Source organism: Bacillus cereus group sp. BfR-BA-01379 (assembly GCF_022663605.1).
GTDB lineage: Bacteria > Bacillota > Bacilli > Bacillales > Bacillaceae_G > Bacillus_A > Bacillus_A mobilis.
The window spans coordinates 32,316-52,797 of the sequence record NZ_JAKUFT010000033.1 but is presented as its reverse complement, the minus strand read 5'-3'; the positions used below and the strand labels follow the sequence as shown (position 1 = coordinate 52,797).

The following is a 20,482-nucleotide window of genomic DNA, read 5'->3' as shown; positions in this document are numbered from 1 at the left end:
GATGAGTTACCAAAAATACAAGTTGGTTTATTAGAAGAAAACTTAAAGAAACTTTCTATAGAAGACTTACAGAAGGTTCATGTAGAACGTAAGAAAACTCATGAAAAATCATATGAACGTGCTAGTGAACGAGTTATCACATTAAAAGAACAGTACGAGAAGCAGAAAGCAGAAAGTACGGATGTTAATAAAGAAGAAATTGAATCACAACTATCTGAATTACAAGCAAAACGTTCAAAAATCGATAAAACGATTAAAGATTCACAGAAAAAACAGCAGCAATACAACCAGGTTCAGTACCAAATTGAAGGTATGAAACAGCAGGTTTTAAATCAGAAGAATGTAGTACTTAGTATACGTGACGAGGAATTACAAGACACTTGCCACACATGCGGACAAGCCTTACAAGACGAAGCAGTTGAACAGGTTAAACAAAACAAAATTAACCGATTTGAAGAAGCGAAACAGATTGGTTCAAACATGGTTAAGAAACTAAAAGAACTAGAAGCTTCTATAAAAGAAATGTCGGTTGAAGAAGTAGATCCAATTCAGACAAGAGAAATTGATGAAAAGATTTACGAGTTAAACGGGTTACTTAGACAATCGCAACAACTTGAATTACTTCAAAAAGAAATTGATGAAGCGGCAGAAACACAAGCGAAGATTCGTAAAGAAAAGAATGAATCAATAGCAATCATTGATGCAATTAAAGACTTCCGCACAAAACGTTCTGAATTGATGGTTAGCAAGATTCAAAGTTTATTTACAAGCATTGATGTACAGCTCTATGAAACTCTTAAAAACGGCGAAGAGAGAGCGACATTTGAAATCTTAATGGATGGCAAGCCTTACAGCAGACTTTCTACAGCTGAAAAGATAAAAGCAGGATTAGAACTTATTGAAGTGTTAAGCAAACAATCGCAATTAGTTGTTCCTACATTCGTTGATAACGCTGAGAGTATTCTACATTTCGCGAAGCCAGCAGGGCAGTTAATCATAGCAAAGGTTGAAGATACAGAGTTCACGATTAAAGCAGAAGGAATCCAAAAGGAGGAAGTAATCAATGGCTAATCAAGTATCAGCAACACCTAATACAGATAAGGTAATCGGTAATTTTACGAAATCGGAACTAGACACAATTAAAAGTACAATCGCAACCGGTACAAGCAACGAGCAATTCGCTTTATTCGTACAAACTTGCGTTAACTCAGAACTTAATCCTTTCCTAAATCATATTTATTGCATCGTATACGGTGGAAAAATGAGCATCCAAGTATCAGTAGAAGGTGTGCTTCACCTAGCAAGACAAAAGAACGGATATAAAGGTATCGATGTTCAAACAGTACATGAGAATGACGAATTTGAAGCTGATCGTTCTCAAGAAGGTGAATGGATTATCAGAAAGCATCAGGTTAAATTCCCTCGTGGAAAAGTAATTGGTTGTTATGCAGTAGCTCAACGCGAAGGTTTTAAAGATGTTGTAGTCATGATGGAAACAGACGAAGTGATCCATATGAAGAACGGTACTAATAAGCATATGTGGAATAACTGGTTCAACGATATGTTCAAAAAGCATGCAATGAAACGTGCTGCGAAATTACAGTACGGCATTGAAATTAACGAAGATGAAGCAGTTTCATCAAGCCCGGTGGATAGTGTTCCATCTTATGAACCTGAAAAACGAGTAGATATCACACCAAATAAACCGAACCAAATTCAAGTTGAAGAAGGCGAAACAGTTGATCCAGAAGCTGAGTTAAAGAAAAAGCAAAGCGAAGTAATGGAAAAACTAAGTGAGTACAACATGACAAATGATGATTTGCAAGAAATTGCGGTTAAGCACTTCAAAGTACCAGCGGCTGAGTTAAACCTTCAACAACTTACAGGCCTTGTTAAGTTCTTAGGTTTAGAACATAAGAAACGTGTGAAAGAGCAAGAGAAGGCGCAAGAACAACCAGAACAAGAAGAAATCGACTTTGAAAATATGGAAATGGATATAGCATGATCAATACCCAAAGTAAGGTACTCCTTCCGGCTTGGTGCTGGAAGGATGCTAAATCAACTGACGAAGTAAAACGAAATGTACTGAAATATATAAATCCGAAACGCTACCCAGGTTATAGGGTCCTGAAAGTATCGAAAGGATTTGCAATATGTGAACGGGAGGAAACATGATGTTCCAAGTGCCAGTAAGACGTGGATCAATGAAGGAAATGTTAACAGCAGTGCGTGATTTAGAGAAGCGAGGTTATGACTACGTAACGCCAATAACAAAAGTGTACAGAGCAGAAAAGACATTTTATAACGATGGAAAGTTCAAAGGAAAGGACAAAATTCGATTCACAGGCATGGAAGATCGTGCAAGTTATGAGTGTTGGATGAAGAAGGTGAACTAAATGACATTAATTGATAGAAGAAGACGTGGATTTTTCATGATAGATAACGAGATTGTAGATGATGCAAGACTTTCTCATAAGGAAATGGCGGTATACATGGTTCTTTGTAGACATCTAAATCAAGAAACAGGGAGTTGCTTCCCTTCTTTACCAACAATCGGAAAGAAAGTCGGGATGTCGAAGAATACGGTAATCAAGGCTTTAAACACCTTAATTGAAATAGGTTACGTGACAAAAGAGAAACGTTCATCCAAAGAGCAAGGCGATATGTCCAACGTTTATTACGTCAATGACGTTCACGATTTGAACGGGGGAGTTCACCAAATGAACCGGGGGGGTTCAGGAGATGAACGGGGGGGAGTTCACGAGGTGAACCCTAACAATACTAATCTTAACAATACTAATTTAACAATAAGTAGTAGTAAGAACCCCTTCTCATTCTATGAAAGTAACATCGGAGTTTTAAATCCATTCATGGCAGATGGCATAGATCAGTGGATTAAAGATACAAGTGAAGAACTTGTTATAGCAGCTATGGAACGTGCATTAAAGCAACAGAAGAAATGGAATTACGCTGAAGGCATCTTAAAACAGTGGGCTAACAAAAACATTAAGACTTTAAGTGATGTGGAAGCTTTAGAAGCTGAGTACCAACGAAATAAAGGAGCGAAGAACAGTGCAGAGAGCGGCGGCAGCAATACCAATCGATATAGCCAAAAAGGTGAATATGACTATGGATTCTGATGTGTGTGATACACATGTCATGAATAAGATGAAGTTCGGTGGACAAGTTGTTTGCCCTCGTTGCTTCCTTGAAAACGAAAGCAAGAAGCTTCAACAACAAGAGCAAGCGAAATACGATGCAGATAAAGCAAATGAGAAGAAGTTCATGTTCCACCAACAGAGCATGATTGCCGATAGCAACATTAAGAAAGCTAATTTTGATAATTACCAACCTACTAGCGAGGAAGGAGCGAAGAACCTTGGACTCGCAAAGGTCATCGCTACAGATTATCTCAATGGAAAGATTTTCAACACGATTATGGCTGGGAATTGCGGGGCTGGGAAAACACATCTTGCTTACGCTATAGCGGATCAACTTGCAGGAGCAGGGAAGTCGGTTGTCTTCGTCACAGTTGGCGAATTGCTACGAAAGATTAAAAGTACTTTCAGTAAAGATTCCACATTAACTGAAGATGCAATTATAAGAAGTTTAGTAAGAGCAGAAGTATTAATAGTTGATGATTTGGGAGCGGAGTTAGGCGCATTAGATGCAAATACAAAAGCGACAAACTTCATTAATAGGGTGCTATTCGATGTTTTCGACGGCAGGCAAGGTAAATCTACTATCTTCACGACAAACCTTACAGGAGAGCGTCTGGAGGGTGCATATGATGAGCGAATCGTATCACGTATCTTCAACAACTTTAAAGCGTTGGTTTTCAAAGATACAAAGGATTACAGAAGAAAGGCATTGCCATTTTAAAAGGGGGAATTGAAATGTGTGCATGTAAAGGAACGGGAGTAATTCAGAACGATATAGGAATGGGAATGTATCAATTTGGATCATGTATTTGCGAGGCAGGGAATCGCAGTCCTGAAGAAGTGGATAGAAGGCGTCATGCCGTTATGGCGAGATTAAAAGAAATTCATCAATTGCAAATGGAGGGGGAATGGGATGGGGAAATTCGAAACAGCAGAACAGCTTGAGAATTACACAATGGCACAACAAACGAAAAAGTATATGAAAAAAGAGAGACAGAAGTTATATATCCCTCTCGAAAAGTATGATCTTGTCTTTAGCGATAAAGAAGTAAATCGCATGAAAAAATTGTGGAGAGAAAACAAATCTCTGGCTGAAATAGCTGAAGACATGAGACGTCACGAAATGGAAATAGCGGTACTTATTATGGATCAGGGCGATAAACAAAGAATAAATAAACGTCCAATGGGGTTAGGGGCATGAAACAACTAACACTGGATGATGTAGTAGGAACTTTCGATTACAAAGCAAAGAGCACGGCAGAGAAATTCCTAGCCAAACCTAGCGTCATAACGTCATACGAGGTACATTTCTACGATCGAGAAGAAAGGCAAAAGCTAGATTGTTTTGATGCTGATAATGAAAGCGAAGCGTGGGACGCAGCAATAGAAGAACACGGTAAGGGTATTCAGAAGATTAAGATAAAACATTCGAAGCGTACAAGAGCTGAATTTTTAGCGCTAGATTAGGAGGGAGAAAATGGCTTTAAATCGTTGGTTAACTGATGAGGAACGAGCAAGAGCAGCCGCTAACGGAATTGGTACAAAAACATTATACTACCGTCTCTACAGGTCAGATAAATGGGAACTGGAAGAAGCTTTAACAGCTCCACCTGGAACAGTTAGACATGATTACGAAGGGGAAAACCACAAATGGTTGAAATTAGCGCGAGCTAATGGGGTAAACACAGGTACGTTTCTCAGTAGGATAAAAAGTGGTTGGGGCCATCATAAAGCTGCCACAAAACCTGCAAGGAAAAAGAAGGTGGCTGGGAAATGAAATACAAAGCAGTTCCAACGGAAAAAGATTATGAGATAGCGGCTGCAAATGGAATTAGCAAGAAACATGTATTCCGCCGAGTCAAATATTCAGATTGGAGTATTGAACGCTCTATAACAGAGCCTGTCAAAAAATATAAAGAAGATAAGCATGAAAGTATGATAATAATCGCTGAACGTAATGGCATTAGTAGACCGACCTATTTGAAAAGAGTAAAAGAAGAAGGGATGCCTCCTTACGAAGCAGCAACAAAACCGGTAGGATATTCAATCTACCTTGAATTGGCTGCTGAAAATGGAATTAAAGAGATAACCTTTTACAAAAGAGTTGAAAGAGGAATGGATCCTTACAAGGCAGCTACAAAACAACCACGGATATACAAAAAGAAACAAATCAGCTAGGGAGGCAACATGGAGCAAGATAGGTTGATAGAACAATTGATTGATAGGCATGTATTTAAATTACCGGATGGCCGTGATTTGTATGAAGGGTCATGCGAAGAACTAAGTCAGTTATTGAAAGGAGATGAAAAGTAATGGAAGTAATGGAAAACGGTGTTTATGAAATCACTAAGTTAATTAGCGAAGCAAAGGGAGGTAAGTAATGAAAAAAGAAACTGCGGTGCAGGTGCAAAGTGAACTAGCTGTAGTAGAAAGTGAGATTCGTAAGATGGAATATCACTTGGTGGGATTGAATAACGAGAAACGGAAGACAACGCTCTCTTTGGAAGTGTTGAAGAAACAGAAAGAGAAATTGAAAAGTTATCTATAAGGAGCGGATACGAATGTTAAACATACAAAATATTTTTGAAGCGCAGGACAAGTTAGATCGTAAGGTTGTGGAGGTTCACGGGTTGGAAGAGCAAAACCTAACTGGTGATGTGACACAAGCATTATATACGGAGTTAGGTGAGCTAAGTAATGAGATTGGATTCTTCAAGTATTGGAAGAAGAATAAGAAAAATGATAAGGCGCGTCAATACGATGAGTGGGCGGATTGCATGCACTTTATGGCGAGTTTAGGCAATAAGTACGGGCACAGTGAGTTAACGACAAATGTAATTGATATTAACAACATTCACAACGAACTGGAGTATACAAATTCGCATGATTATCACGGCCTATTCGATATTATTTACAAATCAAGCCTTAATAAATTAGGTGGTTATTGTTTATCGTTAGCAGCGTTAGTGAAAATCGGGTTAAGAATGGGCATGACATTTGGAGATATGGAAAAGGCGTACTTTGAGAAGAACCAGGTTAACTATGATCGACTAGCGAGCGGTTATTAAAAAAGGCTAGGATTTCTCCTAGCACTCAAGCATAAGTCGTATGGAAAGTGAAATAATTGCACTTTTACTATATAACAACTTTGAGGTAAAAGGTGCGAATGGCCGCAAGCTTAACAAGGTTTTTACGTATCATTTATATATTTTAAGTTTTTGATAAATAATACAATTTGAATTTTATTAAGAAATGGGGTGCGAATATGTCATTAGCGAATTTGCAAAGAAACCTATTAATTGGCATAAGAGATGAGAACTTTTGCACTTGCCTTGAAAGAGGTTGGAGTGCAGAAGAAGAGGATGCACATATCAATGTTTACGATGAGAACAATAAATTGATAGGTAAATTTTTCGGGCATATTTCATTGAGTAGATTCTTAGAAAAAAACTAAACAAAAGCGTTATTTGGTACAGTACCAATTTTACAGAAGTAAAGAGGGGTTTGAAAGCATTATCGGGTTCTAAAAAAGTACAGTACCAATTTAATAGGGTTCTAAAACCAAACAAAATCGTTAATTTAAGAGAAGGGGGAATAAGTAATGGATAACCTTTTTGATGACGGAGAACAAGTGCGAGTCAAATCGACAGGAGAAATAGTTACGATTGAAAATTGGTGGTATGCGTTAAATAATCCTGCATTTGGATTTCAATATAACATCGTAGGGCAACCATCTTCATGGTATGCCGAACATGAGTTAGAAAAGATTTCTTAATAAAAACGCTATTTTAATAGAAAGCGAGGTGGTGATATGAGTCTTACATTTATAGACTTATTCGCCAGGCATAGGCGGTTTTAGAATGGGCATGGAGCGAGCGGGTCATAAATGCCTTGGATATGTAGAGTGGGACAAGTTTGCTAGGAAGTCATACGAAGCAATTAATAACGTAAAAGGAGAGTGGACGGCACATGACATTACAACTGTTACAAACGACGATTTACGATTACTTAGAGGAACCGTCGATGTTATCTGTGGTGGATTCCCTTGTCAAGCCTTCTCAATTGCCGGAAAGCGATTGGGATTCGCAGAAACTAGAGGAACTTTGTTCTTCGAAATTGCTAGACTCGCCAAAGAAATCCAACCACAATATTTATTCCTTGAGAACGTCAAAGGCCTACTCAATCACGACGGAGGGAACACATTTAGAACAATCATCTCCACGCTTGATGAATTGGGGTATGATGCGGAATGGCAAGTACTTAACAGTAAAGATTTCGGAGTCCCGCAAAACAGAGAAAGGGTGTTCATTGTTGGACATCTTAGAGGACGAAGTAGACGAGAAATATTTCCTATCAGAAGAAAAAACACTTCCGCTATTGAAATCGTTGGATATTTAAGTGACGGATATAAAGATGTGAACTATGTATTAGATCCATCCGGCATTTCAAAATGCTTGTTAACAATGGGCGGAGGAAATAGGGAGCCAAAAGTATTAGTACGAGGTAATGTTAATCCATCAGGAAACGGGATGAATGGAAACGTATATGAATCTGAAGGATTAGCACCAACATTGACCACAAACAAAGGAGAAGGGCCAAAAGTTTTAGTAAAGGAAGCGACGAAACAAGGATACGCTATAGCGAAAATCGGTGACAGTATTAACCTTTCAGTACCAAATAGCAAAACAAGAAGAGGACGTGTGGGAAAAGGAGTTGCCCAAACGTTAGACACATCTTGTAATCAAGCGACAATTGAGAATAGACCGCCTTATCGTATTCGAAAACTAACACCAAGAGAATGTTGGAGATTGCAAGGATTTCCGGATTGGTCGTTTGATCGAGCAAGAGAAGTTAATTCAGACTCACAATTGTATAAACAAGCTGGTAATTCAGTTACCGTCAATGTAATTCATGCAATTGCTGAGAGATTAGTATAAAAATTTCATTTTGTAGAAAAGTGGTGAAACAAATGTACATCGAAACGTTAAGAAATAAATTGAAGAAAGATTGCAAAGGAAAAGCGATGGTCCGTAATGCTGGATTAGGACATTTCTATATTTATCTGACAAGCTCGGATGATATTTTCACAGCAAGAAGCAGTGTCATGCAAGTGAATGAAGTTTGCGGAACGAAAGCTAAATATGATGGGCGTACAGAACATATTGATGGAAAGTTATATAACTACTGCATTCATGGTTGGGGTGCAAATCAAAAGAGCAGCTAGCACAAGCTAACTGCTCGGTTCTCCAAGGGGGAACAAGGAGAAAAGATTATCATGGTATCTACAGTATTGACGGAATATTGAGTTTTATTCAGGGGGTAGGGATTATTTACTATGTAAATTACATCAACCTATCTGTAAGTAAATATGTAAATCCTATGAGAATTAACAAATTGAACGAAATCAAAAAGATACTTTTTTGAGGTTTTTTAAACTCTTTGATCAAAGCGGCAAATGCACCAACTACTGCAATGATATAAATAATGATTCTTAATGTATCAGGCATATTTAACACTCCTATTAATTACTATATTGAATTATACAGGAATTCATTTGTGTGTTAAGGAGTAGTAACAAGATTTAAGGAAGATTTAAACAAAATAATCCTTTTAATAGAAAGTGAAGTGGACATATGTTTTCACCGAAGTTAGTGAATACAATTTTAGCAATAATGTGGGCAAGCGCAATATCATCATTAGGGATAAGTATTTATGACTTAAACACACCTAGAATCATAGGGAATATCGGAAATTTACTAATAGTAGTAGGAATAACAATTGTACTTCGTAATGGGTACACAAATAAATTAGCGGTAATTGTTTTCACAGTAGGTCCTATATTTGCAGCGTTAGCAGCTGCAATTTATATGATGCATGCTGAATATTATAAAGTTGGCGCAGAATTGGTTACTTTTGCAATGGCATTTTTCTATATGAAATTGTTTTATGTGAAAACTGAAGAATAGAAAGTGAGGTTAAAAGAATGGAAGGAAACGTAAAACTATTAGGTGCAGATGGAATGTGTGGAATGGAGTTTACAGGGAATAAGGTCAATGTTTATAACGATGAAGGATATGTAATGGAGAGTATGACCACAAGAGATCATGTTCAAGAGGTTATTGATTTTCTTGGAAAGTGTAAAGAACAGATGGAATAGAAAGTGAGGTAGAGCGAATGCCAGAGAAATGGAATAGATTTGGAGAAACTGGTGATTTAAAGGCTACTTTTGATGAAGATAGAACCATTCGATTGTATGGCGTATCGGGTGAATGTATAGAGAGTTTCTCAACTAAAGAGCAGGTTCAAGAATTTATTGAGTTTCTTGAAGAGTGTAAAAATGAAATGGAGGAATAAAAATGGGACTAGGGAACAGAGGAATGCATTTTGAAAAGCTTATTAATCTATCGAATGAAATGTATCAAAGGGAGGGAGTGGCGCTTATAAACAAGCGTGCAACTCCTGTGAAGGTGTTAAAAAGCGCAGGTGGACGAGTATTAAATGGATTCTATGAAGCTAAAAGTACAGTAGACTATGACGGCGTGTATAAAGGACGAGCGGTAGCATTTGAAGCAAAGTCAACACAGAGCCTTACACGATTCGATTTAAGTAACATTGCACAGCATCAATTAGATTACCTGGAGAAAGCAGAAAAGATGGGAGCGGTGTGTTTCTTCCTTATAGAGTTTAGTAAGGATCAAACAGTATTCCTTGTACCTGCATCAGTTGTTCAGTCTTACGTAAGAATGTCTCATCAACCGAATGGGAAGAAGTCTATATCAAGAGCAGACTTTGATATTTACGGGTACTTAGTAGAACAGACAGAACGAGCACCAGTTGATTACTTACAATACATTGATGAAGCGGTAGCATCAGTTATGTTTGATGGAATGATTCAATTTGATCAGGACCATCAAAAGATAGCGAATAACATTGAAGCAGCGAAAGAGAAGATGGAAAACAGGAAACGTAAGTTATTAAAGGCTTAATGGAGGGTGAATGCTATGGAAGATTGGAAAGTAAGAACGTTTGGAACGGCATCGTCACAAGGTGTGATGATTGAAACGAATGATGGTTTTGTAACTATTCATACTGAAGATATGTCTTATGCACATGAATTAGCGGATATGATTGAAGAGTTTGCTATAAATATAAAAATAGAATCTTAATGGATAACGGAACCATGCAGAGTGGATGGTGGGGGCTACTCGCTATGCATGTTTCCCTTATTCAACAAAGAGATAGTAAAATTTCACGTACCTGATGTGAGTGTAAAAAAACAAAATACGAAATAGGGGGATTCCTTCGTGGAGAGACAATTAACATTATTACCGGCTATCGATGATAAGAAAGTACAAAAGGAAGTAGTAAGCATTTTAAAAGAATACAGAGCACTCAAGATGCGGTTTAGTAATGAAGTGGAGCAAGAAGGAATCAGTTTATTCCCTGAATTACGTGATTCGAGGGTAACAAGTAGGATGAAGGTACAACAAATTGAAAAGGCATTACATAACATCCTGGATGAAGATGAAAGAAATATCATTACTATGAAGTTCTTAGATAACAAACCAGTTAAAGATTCATTTGTACAAAACGAATTGATGATGAAGAACTCATACTTTTACGAGAAAAAGAAGAGTGCAATTAAACTAATCGCTACTACATTAGGAATCATTTAAAAATGGCAGAGAAAACGCAGAGAAATAGCATATTTTTTGGGGAGTTTTTGCAAATGAAAATAACGGTAAATTATAGGTACAAGCTCTTTGAAAACCGCATATCGAAGAGGATTAGTACTCCTTAACGTATACCGCGGCAGGGCGGGCATGGGCGGTAAGAATCTCGCCGTAAGGGTGGTAAGATTCCCTTAAATGATTAACAATGACATATTCCAGTGTGGCGGATGTGAGATAACTCGCATTCGTCATGCTGTTTTACTTCTTATTGAGTGTATAAGCGTACCGCCTTTCGTTTGTAGGCTCATAGGTAGTAAAAACACATCTGTCATGTGATTTCTTGATTTCTATGTTAAAATGGATCTTTTTACAAATTGGGATGTTGGGCTGTTAGATTAAATGAATTACATGTTATAAAAGAAGTTTCAATTGATTTATCAGGAGTTGCTCACGACAATTACTAATGTAAGTCATGGTTCTTCTTTTAAACAACAAAACGAGCAGAGAGCTTCCGCTCTTTGTTTGAACTAACGTAGTGGAGCCTCCTCTCCATCCCCTTGAAAATATGTTAGTTCAAACAAGGCGTCGGAAGAAACACTTACGTCTTGATATAAATACTTCCTTTTCACGTTATCAATTATCCACTTCACAGGATGGAAAAAGATAATTAGCTATTTTGGGACTTGCTCCCCGGCACAACTGAGTGCGGAATTACCTTAAAAATGAAAAGGAATGAATACCGGTCACTTCACCTTTTCGACTCTGCGGAGGATAAAACGGAGCCTAGAGACGGGCTATAAACTGAGAAGATAAAGCAACATATGAGTGTTGAAAGAGATACAAGAAGCTCTTGCTCTTCTCCCAGTCACCGAACGTAAAGCGCGTAGCTAATAAGAGCTAAAAAATTACATGATGCGGTGGCTTGGAGAAGCCCGAGAGTATCTAGAATACCTGAGGCTTGAAGAGATACTTATTGCCATTTGTTATCTCTCTTCCCCTTTAGGAGCTGTCACCTTTCGGTGATGGCTTTTTTGTTTCTTCAGTAGCATATACTTGACATATTTTTACTAAATGGTTCTACTAGAAATGAAGAAACAAGAAAATATATAAAAAGGGGAAATTAACATGCTAAAACGATTTGTAGATGAGACGAAACTTCCTAAAATGGAATGTCGAGAATGTGGATTAACATCAGAGCCATTACTAGGGAGCGGTAAAATCGTTCCGGTGTTTGCGGAAGATGAAAAAGGAAATCGTCATCGGGTAGGAGAGCAAATTCGAGCAAAGTATGTTTGTCCAGTAAAACATACAATGATTGAAGAATTCGATATTTAATAAGAAAGCATCCAATATGGGTGCTTTTTTCTTTGTTGTATAGAAATTACACATTAAACGTGAAGTTGAATGAAATGGATATGAATAAGGAGGATGAATGATGGAATTAACATTAGAAGGATTAGAAGAGTGTTTTAATGAAGCATTAAGTGAAGAGGCTAACTATGTAGCTGTACAGATTGAAATGGATGGATTTCCAAGCGATGAGGTAATTATTAATGATAAACATAATATCGTTTCTAAATTAGAGTATTACAAGAAAACTTACAATGAAGATTTAGAGCATAGATACGCTGCAGGTATTCGTATTGTAGGTTATGCATATGGATACTCGTTCTCTGGAGTTCAACGTGAATTGGGACTAGTGATTAAATAGTGATCCAATAGCAATTATCGTAGGCGCTGCTGTGATCTGGTGGGCGTCTTGTTTGTTGTTAAGGAAAGATAAGCGCAAACGTGTTGCATTTAACAAAACAAACGAACACAACAAACGAAAATGAATAGTAAAACGTCCGTTATGGGTGTACTTATTCAGAATTGTATTTGTTCACATTTTAGACATATTTTAAACTCTTATTTTATAACTCTCTATATGTTCGGTTTACATGTACGGAAATTAAATGCTATTATTAAGCTACAGTTAATTTACGGACACTTAAACGGACGAAAGGGGAGAAATGGAATGATTCTTGGATATGCTCGTGTATCGACACAAGATCAGAACTTAGCAAGGCAGCTCAAACAATTGAGTGATTATGGATGTGATTATGTGTTTGAAGAAAAAGTTAGTGGGGCTACGACAGACAGACCGGAGTTATTACGTATGTTAGACAATCTGCGTGAAGGTGATGTAATTGTAGTGACTGAATTAGCACGTATTACAAGAAGTACACAGGACTTATTTAAACTTATAGAAACAATTAAAGAAAAAGGCGCTTCTATTAAGTCGTTAAAAGATAATTGGCTTGATACTACAAGTGATAATCCGTACAGCACTTTCTTACTTACTGTAATGGCTGGTGTTAACCAGTTAGAACGGGACCTAATTCGAATGCGACAACGAGAAGGTATTGAACTAGCTAAAGAACGTGGCGTTTATAAAGGGCGTCCTAAGAAGTACGATGACGATAATCCAAATATGGAGCATGCTTTAGAGCTACTTGCAAACCGAAAGGAAAACAAGTTTACAGTTAAAAAAATATGCGAAGTTACTGGTGTAAGTCGTACGGTTCTTTACGAGAGAGCAAAAGAAAAGGGGATTATGTAGGAGGGGAAATTATGGGGGAATTAAACTTCATGAGTTTTGAAGAGTTTAATAATAAAATACAAAGTCACGATAGCGGGGTTTACTTAATCACCGATTATAATGACAAAATTGTTTATGTAGGCAAAGCTTTTAAAATAAAGACTAGGGTTCATGCTCATTTTAATGGTTATTCGAATACTAAAGATTATGCGCACCTGTTCAATAAAGTGGCTTATATATTAGAAGATAGTCCGTTAAAGCGTTCATTATTAGAGATAACTTATATGATCGAATATAAAACAGTGCTAAATAAAGAGGTGCAAGAGGAGTTCCCGGATTTATACACTGACTATATTAAAAACACAAACGCAAAGTACAAACATGTAAAAATGATTCCTGAAATTGATGAAGCTTTTAAACAGGCTGAACTAGAGGATGCTGTAAGAGACATTGAAAAAGGGAAACGTAGGGTTGCGACACCTCAGATGATTGCGTTACAGAAGGAAAGAGCTAGAGAAAGAGATAGATTCAAAAAAGAAACGTTCAAATCTGTTGGTGGGAAGTCGATGTTTTATGAGGTCCTTTCGCTATTGGACAGTGGATATAACCCTAATATGTTAGCGAATGCACTGAGTATAGATATCAATGTTATCAGCGCATTGAAGGAGCGAAGAAAGGATTTTAAAATACCTCGTAATCATCAGAGAATTATTAAACACCAGGATATTATGTACTCTTTATCTGGTCGAAAAAGTACAAATAACTCAAGATTAGATCATTTACTTTAAAGTAGCGAATCTGCTGCTTTTTTAGTTTATAAAGAAAAAAGCCCATACGGGGCTAGATACTTTTCTTCATGCCGCATTTACGACATTCTCTTAAATAGATGAAATCTTTAACGGAACTTTTGAATGCGGTATTTCCGCAATTATCACAGCGACCGCTGATTTTGTCAGGATGTTCTGTGTATGTGTATATCTTACTTAGATCATACTTTTGTTCAGGTTGTTTGTTTTCCATTCGTTTCACCTACAATCTGAATTAAGATAGCTTAAATATAATACCATGAAGTGTTCACATAGTGGATGCTTTTTATTTTAAAAAGGGATTACCGCGAGGTGGTGAATATGGCTAGGCAACGAAGCCCAGATCGTGATAAAGCATTTGAAATATATAAAACAAGTAAAGGTGAGAAGCCATTAATCGATATTGCAACTGAGTTAAATCTCAAGCCCTCGCAAATCAGAAAGTGGAAATCACAAGATAAATGGGATGAACAAATGAATGGTAACGTTACTATTGCGAAAAGGAGCGTTACTAATGTTAAAAATCTCAAGACAAAAGAAAAACTAAAAGAAATTCTAGAAGATGCAGAGCTTACCGAAAAAGAACGTCTTTTCTGCTTGTATTATATAAAGTATTTTAACGGAACTCAGGCAGCGCTTAAAAGTGGGTATACGAAAGAAAGCGCTCATGTACAAGCGAGTCGATTGCTAAGGCGTGAACGAGTTTCTTCCTATATAAAAGAGCTAAAAGGTGAGTTAGTTGAAAATGTATTTGTAGAAGCGATGGATGTGTTGAAAGAGTACATTAAGATTGCTTTTGCTGATATTACTAACTATGTGACTTTTGGGCAGAAGGAAGTACCTGTTATGGGCCTTTATGGTCCTATGAAAGATGAATCAGGGAAAGAAATAACTCGTATCGTAAATTATGTGGATTTACACGAGGCTGATATGGTTGACGGTTCCATAATTACTGAAGTGAAGCTAGGTAAAGATGGCGTGTCAGTTAAACTAGCTGACAAAATGAAGGCTCTAGACAAATTGGCGCAGTACTTCGATTTAGTTCCTGACAACTTTAAACGCCAAATTGAAGAGGAACGCCACAAAATGCAGATGGAAGTACAAAAGGCTCAAGTTGATAAAATTAGAGCTGACACTGCTCGTATTAAGGGTGAAGATGGCGATGAGTACGAAGACGATGGTTTCAAAGAGGCGCTAGAAGGTAAGGTAGAGGAAGTGTGGGATGACCATGACGACGATTCCGAAGCGTAAAAAGAAACCTGCTCCATTCAAGTTCAAGCCATTCTCCAAGAAGCAGCTAAAGGTATTAACCTGGTGGAAGCCTAACAGTCCCGTTAAAAATTATGATGGGATTATTTGTGATGGTTCTATTCGTGCTGGTAAAACTGTATCAATGGCTCTTTCCTACGTTATGTGGGCAATGGAATCATTCGAAGGCGAGAACTTCGGTATGTGTGGTAAAACGATTGGTTCGCACCGTCGTAACGTTATAACGCCACTTAAAAAGATGTTGAAGTCTCGCGGTTATAAGGTTAAGGACCATCGAAGTGAGAATATGCTTACCATTACTAAAGATGGCGTAACGAACTTCTTTTATATCTTTGGTGGTAAAGATGAAGCGTCACAAGATCTTATCCAAGGTATCACTTTAGCAGGATGCTTCTTTGATGAAGTAGTACTTATGGTTCGTTCATTTGTAAACCAAGCGACTGGTCGTTGTTCTGTAGAGGGTTCAAAAGTCTGGTTTAACTGTAACCCTGGCGGTCCATATCATTGGTTTAAAACAGAATGGTTAGATAAGGCGAAAGAAAAGAACTTACTACACATTCGCTTTACTATGGATGATAACTTATCACTGTCTGGAAAAGTAAAACAACGTTATTACAAGATGTACAGCGGAGTCTTCTTCAAACGATACATTTTAGGGCTTTGGGCAGCTGCTTCTGGGCTTATATTCGATATGTTTGATGAGGATAAACACAAGGTTCCTACGATTGAAAGGGAATATGTTGAATACTTTGTCTCTTGTGACTATGGTACGCAGAACGCTATGGTATATGGCTTGTGGGGTAAGTGCATCGAAGGAGGCGAAGAAGTATGGTACAAGGTGAAAGAGTACCGTTATAGCGGTAGGGAAAAAGAAAAGCAGAAAACAGACCAGGAATACTATGAAGACTTTGAAAAGTTTGTAGGAGATTTACCTATTCGTGGCACTGTAATTGACCCGTCCGCTGCTTCATTTATAGCTTTATTAGTTAGAAACAAGAGAAAAGTATATAAGGCCCGAAATAATGTTAAAGAGGGCATTGGAAATGTCGGTGTTGCACTAAACACGGGCATTATTTATTTTAACGACTGCTGCAATGAAACATTTAAAGAGTTCGCTTCTTATATATGGGATGAAAAATCTGTGGAACGTGGCGAAGATAAGCCGTTAAAAGAGAATGACCACCATATGGACGAAACGAGATACTTCATTAATACAATCATATTTGGATTACGTAAAAAGAAGAAAAAGAAACGAGGTGAAGCAGCTTAATGACGAATAAAAGGAAAGTTAGTGCAAAGGTGATTAAGGCAGCAGGGACAAGTACTCAAGTATTATCTCGCCAGCAAGAGAGTGAAAACGAAAAGTACGCCGCCAATGACATTATCGAACCACCTTACAGAATAGAAGACCTGCAGCAGATTAGAGAGAATAGCACAATTCTCGGGCAATGTATTGATGCATATAAACGTAATATAGCTGGATTCGGGCATGAAATGAAATATAAACAAGAGGACGACAAGGAAACTCCTGAAATGAAGACAGAGTGGACGTTAGTTGATAAGGAAATCATCCCGCTATTTAGTTTCGATAAGCCATTCAAAGAGATTTTTGAAACGGGTATTGATGATAAAGAGACAACGGGTAATGGTTATATTGAAGTGATTCGTAATTTAGAGGGAAAACCTGCTGAATTGATAAATATGTTACCGCAGTACATGCGAGTAACACGTAAAGATGACGAACCTCAAGAAGTAACATACTTAATTAACGGAAAAGAAATCAAACGAAAAAAAATATTCCGTCGCTATGTGCAACGGGTAGGAGCAGTAGATACTTATTTTAAAGAGTTTGGAGATCCGCGTTTCTTAAATAAAGAAACTGGTAAATTCTCTGATAGTTCTTTAGGTGATAAAAATGCTACTGAAGTTCTTCATTTGAAGATTGGAAATGGACCATACGGAATTCCGCGTTGGGTATCGCATGTCGTTCACATGGTTGGCACAAGGAAGGCAGAAGAATTAAATCTTCGTTATTTCAAACAAGGTCGTCATATTCCAATGGCCATCTTATTGAAGAACGGGATATTATCAGAAGAAAGTGAAGCAGCGATAACTGATTACGTTTCGAATGTTGAAGGTGAGGATAATCAACATAAATATCTCTTGTTGCAAGTAGAACCAGCGGAAGAAGGCGTTGTAGGTGATACGCCGATACCGGTGGATATTGAACTTAAATCTTTAGCGGATATCCTGCAAAATGATGCTCTATTTCTTGAGTATGATGAGAAGTCTCGCCAAAAGGTACAATCAGCATTCCGATTACCTGACGTGTATGTAGGGTATATTCGTGACTTTAACAGAGCAACTGCTGAATCTGTACGAGAAATTACAGAGGAACAGGTATTTGAGCCAGAGCGAAATAACTTAGAGTTCATTATCAATAATGTCCTGCTGCTTCCGTATGGATTAAAGCACGTATATGTGAATTTACGTAAATCAGAGATTAGTAACACGGAAGATATGGTTAAAACTATCGAGGTGCTTGCTGATAAGGGCGGATTAACATTCCAGGATGTACGTAATATAGCTAGTAACATGCTGAATAAAGAGTTCTCTGATTATGATATTCCAGAAATGAATGAGCCAGTTGCTTTAGTCTTAGAAAGACATCGTAAGGTAGGCGGTTGGCAAAAAGGATTAGGAGAAACGTTGCAAAAGTCAGCTGACAGCAATTCAAATGAGGATTTAGTCAATGTAATGAAAGACTTACGTGACTTACTGGAGTCGATGCAAGATGCAGAAGATTGATAAGTTACTTGATTCATTAAACGAGTGGATTGAAAAGGCTGATACTGACGATTTTACCGCTGCATTACCTGCTGATCTAGAAGTATTGGACATGTTACCAGGATACGTTGAGGAATTCGAAAAGGAAATCGCTAAACTGCTCCGGAAGCAGAAGAAATACTTTGTCGATGGAATTAAGAACTATACGAAAAAGGATGCTGTAGAGAAGGGTATCAAGATAAAGGATATTATCGACTTTGTCACTGGTAGCCTATTTGGAGCAGATACATTCGCTAAAAGCTTGAGCAAAGCAGCTAGGAAGTTTCTTAATTACACGATGAAGGATATGTCAAAAGCTTTCATGGATGCGATTGACCCGGATATTCAGTTCAATATCTTCTCAAAACGCACTACAAAGTGGATTGATAGTTGGTCGGATGAATTAGGTAAGATCATGAAGATTAATTCACACAAAGCAGTAGAGCGTATCTTAAACGAGGGATTGGAGAAGGGAAAAGGCATTAAAGAGATTGCGAGGGAGTTAGCAAAACTTCCAGAATTTGATCGTAAAAGAGCGAAGACTACGGCGCAGACAGAAGTCCTCGCAGCATGCTCTGCCTCTCAATTTGAATCATATCGCCAATCTCCTGCTGTCATTGGTAAGAAGTGGCGTCATAGCGGTGCGAAGAATAACCAACCGCGTGATAATCATGTGGAGTATGACGGTACTACGGTTCCGGTAGAAGAAGAGTTTGAATTACCTGGATCTGGTGAGAAGTGCATGTTTCCTCGTGATAGTTCTTTATCTGCAAAAGAGAGAGTGCGTTGCAAATGCGTAATGAGCCCGGCAGTAGATAACAGTATATTAGGACTATCTGAAGAAGAGAAGCAGAAGATTAGGGAAGAAACTTTGAAGGAGTTGAGCAAGAAATGAAGACTTCTAAAACTATGCTGATTTATATTTGAAGGGAGGTGAATAAATGCCAAGAAAACTAAAAAATGTAGATGTTAGCTTTGTTTCAATAGTAGATAAAGCCGCAAACAAAAAGAAATTTTTCTTAACGAAGAGTGAACAAGAGCCGACATTCGAAAAAGAAGTTAAAATCATCAAAGGTGAAGATGAAGATCAAAAGCTTGTTTATGGGATAGTATACTCTCCTGGTAGCGCAGGAGATTCAAGTACACATGATGCGCATGGCGACTTCATGACTGCTGAGGATATTGAAAAATCCGCTCATAATTTCATTGCTAAGTATCGTAACATCGACACGCAGCATGATTTTAATGCAGGAGCAGGAGAAGTGGTAGAAAGTTATGTAGCTCCTGTTGATATGGAAATTAACGGTGAAACAATCACTAAAGGTACATGGGTGTTAGTGACAAAGGCCACCGATGAGATATGGAAAGACATTCAAGATGGCAAGATGACAGGCTATTCTCTCGCAGGAGTCGCTGAAACAGAAGTGATTGAGGAAGAAGTAACGAAAACTGAAGAGAAACAATTCAAGTCCTTCTTCCAAATGATGAAGGGCTTTTTTAGTGGAGAAAACATTCAAAAAGGCGAGGTTAGAGATAAGTTCAACCAAAACAAACATCGCCGTGATGTAAATGCTTCTTTCTCTGCACTAGAAGATACTTTCTATCAATCTCTTTGGAATGCCCCTACTGCTGATGCTATCGACTTAGATCGTATTGAAGCAGCTGCACTTGAATTTGTTGAGATTATCAATGAATTGAAGGGCACAGAAGCAGTTGTAAAGGCGTGGGAAAACAAACCTGTTGTATCACTTGCTGAAGAAGTAGAAAAAGCAGGTAAGAAAATCAGTAATACAAATATGGCTGATATTGATGCAGCTATTGAGTCATTAACAAATCTAAAAACGCGCGTCACACCGTCTCAGGAAGACGCAGGAAGTGAGGGAAATGGTATGAATCAAGAACATTTAGAAGCATTATCCGCTGTAGTAGAAAAGGCAGTAGGTCCAATTAAGGAAGAGTTAGCTACTGTTAAAAAACATCTTAATCTTGACGAGGAAAAAACAGAAGAGGATATCAAGGTAGAAAAAGCTGTTGAAGCTGCTACTGCTCCTTTACGTGAAGAGATTGAAGCCTTAAAGAAATCTCAAGGTATTAGCAATCAGCAAGATACTGATGTTATTCAGAAATCAGGTGTACAAAAAAACGTATGGAATGGCTTACTGTAAG

General features: G+C 37.8%; 33 protein-coding genes and 1 pseudogene. 32 read left to right on the top strand and 2 right to left on the bottom strand.

What is annotated here, in order from left to right:
* From MR113_RS14580 to MR113_RS14500, 17 genes and pseudogenes are all read left to right on the top strand, one after another.
* The coding region (locus tag MR113_RS14580) for a hypothetical protein (RefSeq protein ID WP_242255090.1) at positions 1-1,071 on the top strand (1,071 nt) is incomplete at its 5' end.
* Complete coding sequence (locus tag MR113_RS14575) at positions 1,064-2,005, top strand: RecT family recombinase (RefSeq protein WP_242255088.1); 942 nt, start codon at positions 1,064-1,066, stop codon at positions 2,003-2,005. The genes MR113_RS14580 and MR113_RS14575, both read left to right, overlap by 8 nt.
* Before the next feature lie 169 nt (positions 2,006-2,174).
* Entirely contained in the window at positions 2,175-2,396 is a 222-nt protein-coding gene (locus MR113_RS14570; protein ID WP_078183713.1) for a hypothetical protein, read from the top strand.
* Positions 2,397-3,140 carry a helix-turn-helix domain-containing protein gene (locus tag MR113_RS14565; RefSeq protein WP_242255086.1) on the top strand — a complete coding sequence of 248 codons (744 nt, stop codon included), beginning with the start codon at positions 2,397-2,399 and terminating at the stop codon, positions 3,138-3,140. It abuts the gene before it with no gap.
* On the top strand, positions 3,124-3,882 hold the full coding sequence (locus tag MR113_RS14560; RefSeq protein ID WP_242255097.1) for an ATP-binding protein: 759 nt from the start codon (positions 3,124-3,126) through the stop codon (positions 3,880-3,882). Before MR113_RS14565 ends, MR113_RS14560 begins: the two co-directional genes overlap by 17 nt.
* Before the next feature lie 14 nt (positions 3,883-3,896).
* Positions 3,897-4,106 (top strand): hypothetical protein, encoded by a 210-nt coding sequence (locus tag MR113_RS14555; protein ID WP_242255084.1) that lies wholly within the window; start codon positions 3,897-3,899, stop codon positions 4,104-4,106.
* Positions 4,075-4,362, top strand: a complete 288-nt coding sequence (locus MR113_RS14550; RefSeq protein WP_242255081.1) for a helix-turn-helix domain-containing protein — start codon at positions 4,075-4,077, stop codon at positions 4,360-4,362. Before MR113_RS14555 ends, MR113_RS14550 begins: the two co-directional genes overlap by 32 nt.
* Positions 4,359-4,628: a hypothetical protein gene (locus MR113_RS14545; protein WP_242255079.1), complete on the top strand. Its 270-nt coding sequence runs from the start codon at positions 4,359-4,361 to the stop codon at positions 4,626-4,628. The genes MR113_RS14550 and MR113_RS14545 overlap by 4 nt, the downstream gene beginning before the upstream one ends.
* 10 nt (positions 4,629-4,638) lie before the next feature.
* Entirely contained in the window at positions 4,639-4,938 is a 300-nt protein-coding gene (locus MR113_RS14540; RefSeq protein WP_313895079.1) for a hypothetical protein, read from the top strand.
* Positions 4,935-5,339: a hypothetical protein gene (locus MR113_RS14535; RefSeq protein ID WP_242255077.1), complete on the top strand. Its 405-nt coding sequence runs from the start codon at positions 4,935-4,937 to the stop codon at positions 5,337-5,339. Before MR113_RS14540 ends, MR113_RS14535 begins: the two co-directional genes overlap by 4 nt.
* 9 nt (positions 5,340-5,348) lie before the next feature.
* Positions 5,349-5,474 carry a Fur-regulated basic protein FbpA gene (gene fbpA, locus MR113_RS14530; RefSeq protein ID WP_242255075.1) on the top strand — a complete coding sequence of 42 codons (126 nt, stop codon included), beginning with the start codon at positions 5,349-5,351 and terminating at the stop codon, positions 5,472-5,474.
* A 67-nt stretch (positions 5,475-5,541) separates the two neighbouring features.
* Positions 5,542-5,709: a hypothetical protein gene (locus tag MR113_RS14525; protein ID WP_242255073.1), complete on the top strand. Its 168-nt coding sequence runs from the start codon at positions 5,542-5,544 to the stop codon at positions 5,707-5,709.
* Positions 5,710-5,722: 13 nt separating this feature from the next.
* Complete coding sequence (locus MR113_RS14520) at positions 5,723-6,229, top strand: dUTP diphosphatase (protein ID WP_242255071.1); 507 nt, start codon at positions 5,723-5,725, stop codon at positions 6,227-6,229.
* Between the two features lie 197 nt (positions 6,230-6,426).
* Positions 6,427-6,615, top strand: coding sequence for a hypothetical protein (locus MR113_RS14515; RefSeq protein ID WP_242255069.1), 189 nt, complete (start codon positions 6,427-6,429; stop codon positions 6,613-6,615).
* Between the two features lie 147 nt (positions 6,616-6,762).
* Entirely contained in the window at positions 6,763-6,936 is a 174-nt protein-coding gene (locus MR113_RS14510) for a hypothetical protein (RefSeq protein ID WP_197964264.1), read from the top strand.
* Between the two features lie 36 nt (positions 6,937-6,972).
* Positions 6,973-8,098, top strand: a pseudogene (gene dcm / locus MR113_RS14505) (DNA (cytosine-5-)-methyltransferase).
* 32 nt (positions 8,099-8,130) lie between these two features.
* A complete protein-coding gene (locus MR113_RS14500; protein WP_242255067.1) occupies positions 8,131-8,385 on the top strand; it encodes a hypothetical protein in 255 nt (84 codons plus the stop codon).
* Between the two features lie 118 nt (positions 8,386-8,503).
* Here MR113_RS14500 and MR113_RS14495 read toward each other — a convergent pair whose 3' ends face one another.
* On the bottom strand, positions 8,504-8,668 hold the full coding sequence (locus MR113_RS14495; RefSeq protein ID WP_242255065.1) for a hypothetical protein: 165 nt from the start codon (positions 8,666-8,668) through the stop codon (positions 8,504-8,506).
* A 126-nt stretch (positions 8,669-8,794) separates the two neighbouring features.
* On the opposite strand from MR113_RS14495, the gene MR113_RS14490 reads away from it, so the two are divergent.
* From MR113_RS14490 to MR113_RS14445, 10 genes are all read left to right on the top strand, one after another.
* Positions 8,795-9,127 carry a hypothetical protein gene (locus tag MR113_RS14490; protein WP_242255063.1) on the top strand — a complete coding sequence of 111 codons (333 nt, stop codon included), beginning with the start codon at positions 8,795-8,797 and terminating at the stop codon, positions 9,125-9,127.
* Positions 9,128-9,144: 17 nt separating this feature from the next.
* Positions 9,145-9,318 (top strand): hypothetical protein, encoded by a 174-nt coding sequence (locus MR113_RS14485; RefSeq protein ID WP_242255060.1) that lies wholly within the window; start codon positions 9,145-9,147, stop codon positions 9,316-9,318.
* Positions 9,319-9,335: 17 nt separating this feature from the next.
* Positions 9,336-9,515, top strand: coding sequence for a hypothetical protein (locus MR113_RS14480; protein WP_242255059.1), 180 nt, complete (start codon positions 9,336-9,338; stop codon positions 9,513-9,515).
* 2 nt (positions 9,516-9,517) lie between these two features.
* The gene (locus MR113_RS14475) at positions 9,518-10,147 is read left to right on the top strand and encodes a Holliday junction resolvase RecU (protein ID WP_242255057.1); all 630 of its coding nucleotides are present in this window, start codon (positions 9,518-9,520) and stop codon (positions 10,145-10,147) included.
* A 15-nt stretch (positions 10,148-10,162) separates the two neighbouring features.
* Positions 10,163-10,327, top strand: a complete 165-nt coding sequence (locus tag MR113_RS14470; protein ID WP_242255054.1) for a hypothetical protein — start codon at positions 10,163-10,165, stop codon at positions 10,325-10,327.
* Positions 10,328-10,465: 138 nt separating this feature from the next.
* Positions 10,466-10,837, top strand: a complete 372-nt coding sequence (locus tag MR113_RS14465; RefSeq protein ID WP_242255051.1) for an ArpU family phage packaging/lysis transcriptional regulator — start codon at positions 10,466-10,468, stop codon at positions 10,835-10,837.
* A gap of 1,122 nt (positions 10,838-11,959) precedes the next feature.
* On the top strand, positions 11,960-12,169 hold the full coding sequence (locus MR113_RS14460) for a hypothetical protein (protein WP_242255049.1): 210 nt from the start codon (positions 11,960-11,962) through the stop codon (positions 12,167-12,169).
* A gap of 100 nt (positions 12,170-12,269) precedes the next feature.
* A complete protein-coding gene (locus MR113_RS14455) occupies positions 12,270-12,545 on the top strand; it encodes a hypothetical protein (RefSeq protein ID WP_242255047.1) in 276 nt (91 codons plus the stop codon).
* Positions 12,546-12,851: 306 nt separating this feature from the next.
* Entirely contained in the window at positions 12,852-13,436 is a 585-nt protein-coding gene (locus MR113_RS14450) for a recombinase family protein (protein WP_200730739.1), read from the top strand.
* 11 nt (positions 13,437-13,447) lie between these two features.
* A complete protein-coding gene (locus MR113_RS14445; RefSeq protein ID WP_242255045.1) occupies positions 13,448-14,203 on the top strand; it encodes a GIY-YIG nuclease family protein in 756 nt (251 codons plus the stop codon).
* A gap of 52 nt (positions 14,204-14,255) precedes the next feature.
* On the opposite strand, the gene MR113_RS14440 is transcribed toward MR113_RS14445, so the two are convergent.
* Entirely contained in the window at positions 14,256-14,435 is a 180-nt protein-coding gene (locus tag MR113_RS14440; RefSeq protein WP_000428652.1) for a DUF8096 family protein, read from the bottom strand.
* A 107-nt stretch (positions 14,436-14,542) separates the two neighbouring features.
* On the opposite strand from MR113_RS14440, the gene MR113_RS14435 reads away from it, so the two are divergent.
* Genes MR113_RS14435 through MR113_RS14415 form a run of 5 tightly spaced genes read left to right on the top strand, consistent with a single transcriptional unit; the run spans position 14,543 to position 20,481 of the window.
* Positions 14,543-15,472 carry a terminase small subunit gene (locus MR113_RS14435; protein ID WP_242255044.1) on the top strand — a complete coding sequence of 310 codons (930 nt, stop codon included), beginning with the start codon at positions 14,543-14,545 and terminating at the stop codon, positions 15,470-15,472.
* Entirely contained in the window at positions 15,444-16,760 is a 1,317-nt protein-coding gene (locus MR113_RS14430) for a PBSX family phage terminase large subunit (protein WP_242255042.1), read from the top strand. Before MR113_RS14435 ends, MR113_RS14430 begins: the two co-directional genes overlap by 29 nt.
* The gene (locus MR113_RS14425) at positions 16,760-18,298 is read left to right on the top strand and encodes a phage portal protein (RefSeq protein ID WP_242255041.1); all 1,539 of its coding nucleotides are present in this window, start codon (positions 16,760-16,762) and stop codon (positions 18,296-18,298) included. Before MR113_RS14430 ends, MR113_RS14425 begins: the two co-directional genes overlap by 1 nt.
* A complete protein-coding gene (locus tag MR113_RS14420) occupies positions 18,285-19,211 on the top strand; it encodes a phage minor head protein (protein ID WP_242255039.1) in 927 nt (308 codons plus the stop codon). Before MR113_RS14425 ends, MR113_RS14420 begins: the two co-directional genes overlap by 14 nt.
* A gap of 46 nt (positions 19,212-19,257) precedes the next feature.
* Entirely contained in the window at positions 19,258-20,481 is a 1,224-nt protein-coding gene (locus MR113_RS14415; RefSeq protein ID WP_242255037.1) for an XkdF-like putative serine protease domain-containing protein, read from the top strand.
* Position 20,482: the final 1 nt, after the last annotated feature.

Coding starts and splice junctions, on each gene's coding strand:
- MR113_RS14425 (WP_242255041.1), top strand. CDS start 16,760: ATGACGAATAAAAGGAAAGTTAGTGCAAAGGTGATTAAGGCAGCAGGG.
- MR113_RS14460 (WP_242255049.1), top strand. CDS start 11,960: ATGCTAAAACGATTTGTAGATGAGACGAAACTTCCTAAAATGGAATGT.
- MR113_RS14415 (WP_242255037.1), top strand. CDS start 19,258: ATGCCAAGAAAACTAAAAAATGTAGATGTTAGCTTTGTTTCAATAGTA.
- MR113_RS14510 (WP_197964264.1), top strand. CDS start 6,763: ATGGATAACCTTTTTGATGACGGAGAACAAGTGCGAGTCAAATCGACA.
- MR113_RS14495 (WP_242255065.1), bottom strand. CDS start 8,668: ATGCCTGATACATTAAGAATCATTATTTATATCATTGCAGTAGTTGGT.
- MR113_RS14475 (WP_242255057.1), top strand. CDS start 9,518: ATGGGACTAGGGAACAGAGGAATGCATTTTGAAAAGCTTATTAATCTA.
- MR113_RS14470 (WP_242255054.1), top strand. CDS start 10,163: ATGGAAGATTGGAAAGTAAGAACGTTTGGAACGGCATCGTCACAAGGT.
- MR113_RS14520 (WP_242255071.1), top strand. CDS start 5,723: ATGTTAAACATACAAAATATTTTTGAAGCGCAGGACAAGTTAGATCGT.
- MR113_RS14490 (WP_242255063.1), top strand. CDS start 8,795: ATGTTTTCACCGAAGTTAGTGAATACAATTTTAGCAATAATGTGGGCA.
- MR113_RS14570 (WP_078183713.1), top strand. CDS start 2,175: ATGTTCCAAGTGCCAGTAAGACGTGGATCAATGAAGGAAATGTTAACA.
- MR113_RS14515 (WP_242255069.1), top strand. CDS start 6,427: ATGTCATTAGCGAATTTGCAAAGAAACCTATTAATTGGCATAAGAGAT.
- MR113_RS14555 (WP_242255084.1), top strand. CDS start 3,897: ATGTGTGCATGTAAAGGAACGGGAGTAATTCAGAACGATATAGGAATG.
- MR113_RS14525 (WP_242255073.1), top strand. CDS start 5,542: ATGAAAAAAGAAACTGCGGTGCAGGTGCAAAGTGAACTAGCTGTAGTA.
- MR113_RS14450 (WP_200730739.1), top strand. CDS start 12,852: ATGATTCTTGGATATGCTCGTGTATCGACACAAGATCAGAACTTAGCA.
- MR113_RS14565 (WP_242255086.1), top strand. CDS start 2,397: ATGACATTAATTGATAGAAGAAGACGTGGATTTTTCATGATAGATAAC.
- MR113_RS14550 (WP_242255081.1), top strand. CDS start 4,075: ATGGGGAAATTCGAAACAGCAGAACAGCTTGAGAATTACACAATGGCA.
- MR113_RS14545 (WP_242255079.1), top strand. CDS start 4,359: ATGAAACAACTAACACTGGATGATGTAGTAGGAACTTTCGATTACAAA.
- MR113_RS14430 (WP_242255042.1), top strand. CDS start 15,444: ATGACCATGACGACGATTCCGAAGCGTAAAAAGAAACCTGCTCCATTC.
- MR113_RS14485 (WP_242255060.1), top strand. CDS start 9,145: ATGGAAGGAAACGTAAAACTATTAGGTGCAGATGGAATGTGTGGAATG.
- MR113_RS14435 (WP_242255044.1), top strand. CDS start 14,543: ATGGCTAGGCAACGAAGCCCAGATCGTGATAAAGCATTTGAAATATAT.
- MR113_RS14500 (WP_242255067.1), top strand. CDS start 8,131: ATGTACATCGAAACGTTAAGAAATAAATTGAAGAAAGATTGCAAAGGA.
- MR113_RS14540 (WP_313895079.1), top strand. CDS start 4,639: ATGGCTTTAAATCGTTGGTTAACTGATGAGGAACGAGCAAGAGCAGCC.
- MR113_RS14445 (WP_242255045.1), top strand. CDS start 13,448: ATGGGGGAATTAAACTTCATGAGTTTTGAAGAGTTTAATAATAAAATA.
- MR113_RS14440 (WP_000428652.1), bottom strand. CDS start 14,435: ATGGAAAACAAACAACCTGAACAAAAGTATGATCTAAGTAAGATATAC.
- MR113_RS14455 (WP_242255047.1), top strand. CDS start 12,270: ATGGAATTAACATTAGAAGGATTAGAAGAGTGTTTTAATGAAGCATTA.
- MR113_RS14480 (WP_242255059.1), top strand. CDS start 9,336: ATGCCAGAGAAATGGAATAGATTTGGAGAAACTGGTGATTTAAAGGCT.
- MR113_RS14560 (WP_242255097.1), top strand. CDS start 3,124: ATGACTATGGATTCTGATGTGTGTGATACACATGTCATGAATAAGATG.
- MR113_RS14535 (WP_242255077.1), top strand. CDS start 4,935: ATGAAATACAAAGCAGTTCCAACGGAAAAAGATTATGAGATAGCGGCT.
- MR113_RS14575 (WP_242255088.1), top strand. CDS start 1,064: ATGGCTAATCAAGTATCAGCAACACCTAATACAGATAAGGTAATCGGT.
- MR113_RS14420 (WP_242255039.1), top strand. CDS start 18,285: ATGCAGAAGATTGATAAGTTACTTGATTCATTAAACGAGTGGATTGAA.
- fbpA (WP_242255075.1), top strand. CDS start 5,349: ATGGAGCAAGATAGGTTGATAGAACAATTGATTGATAGGCATGTATTT.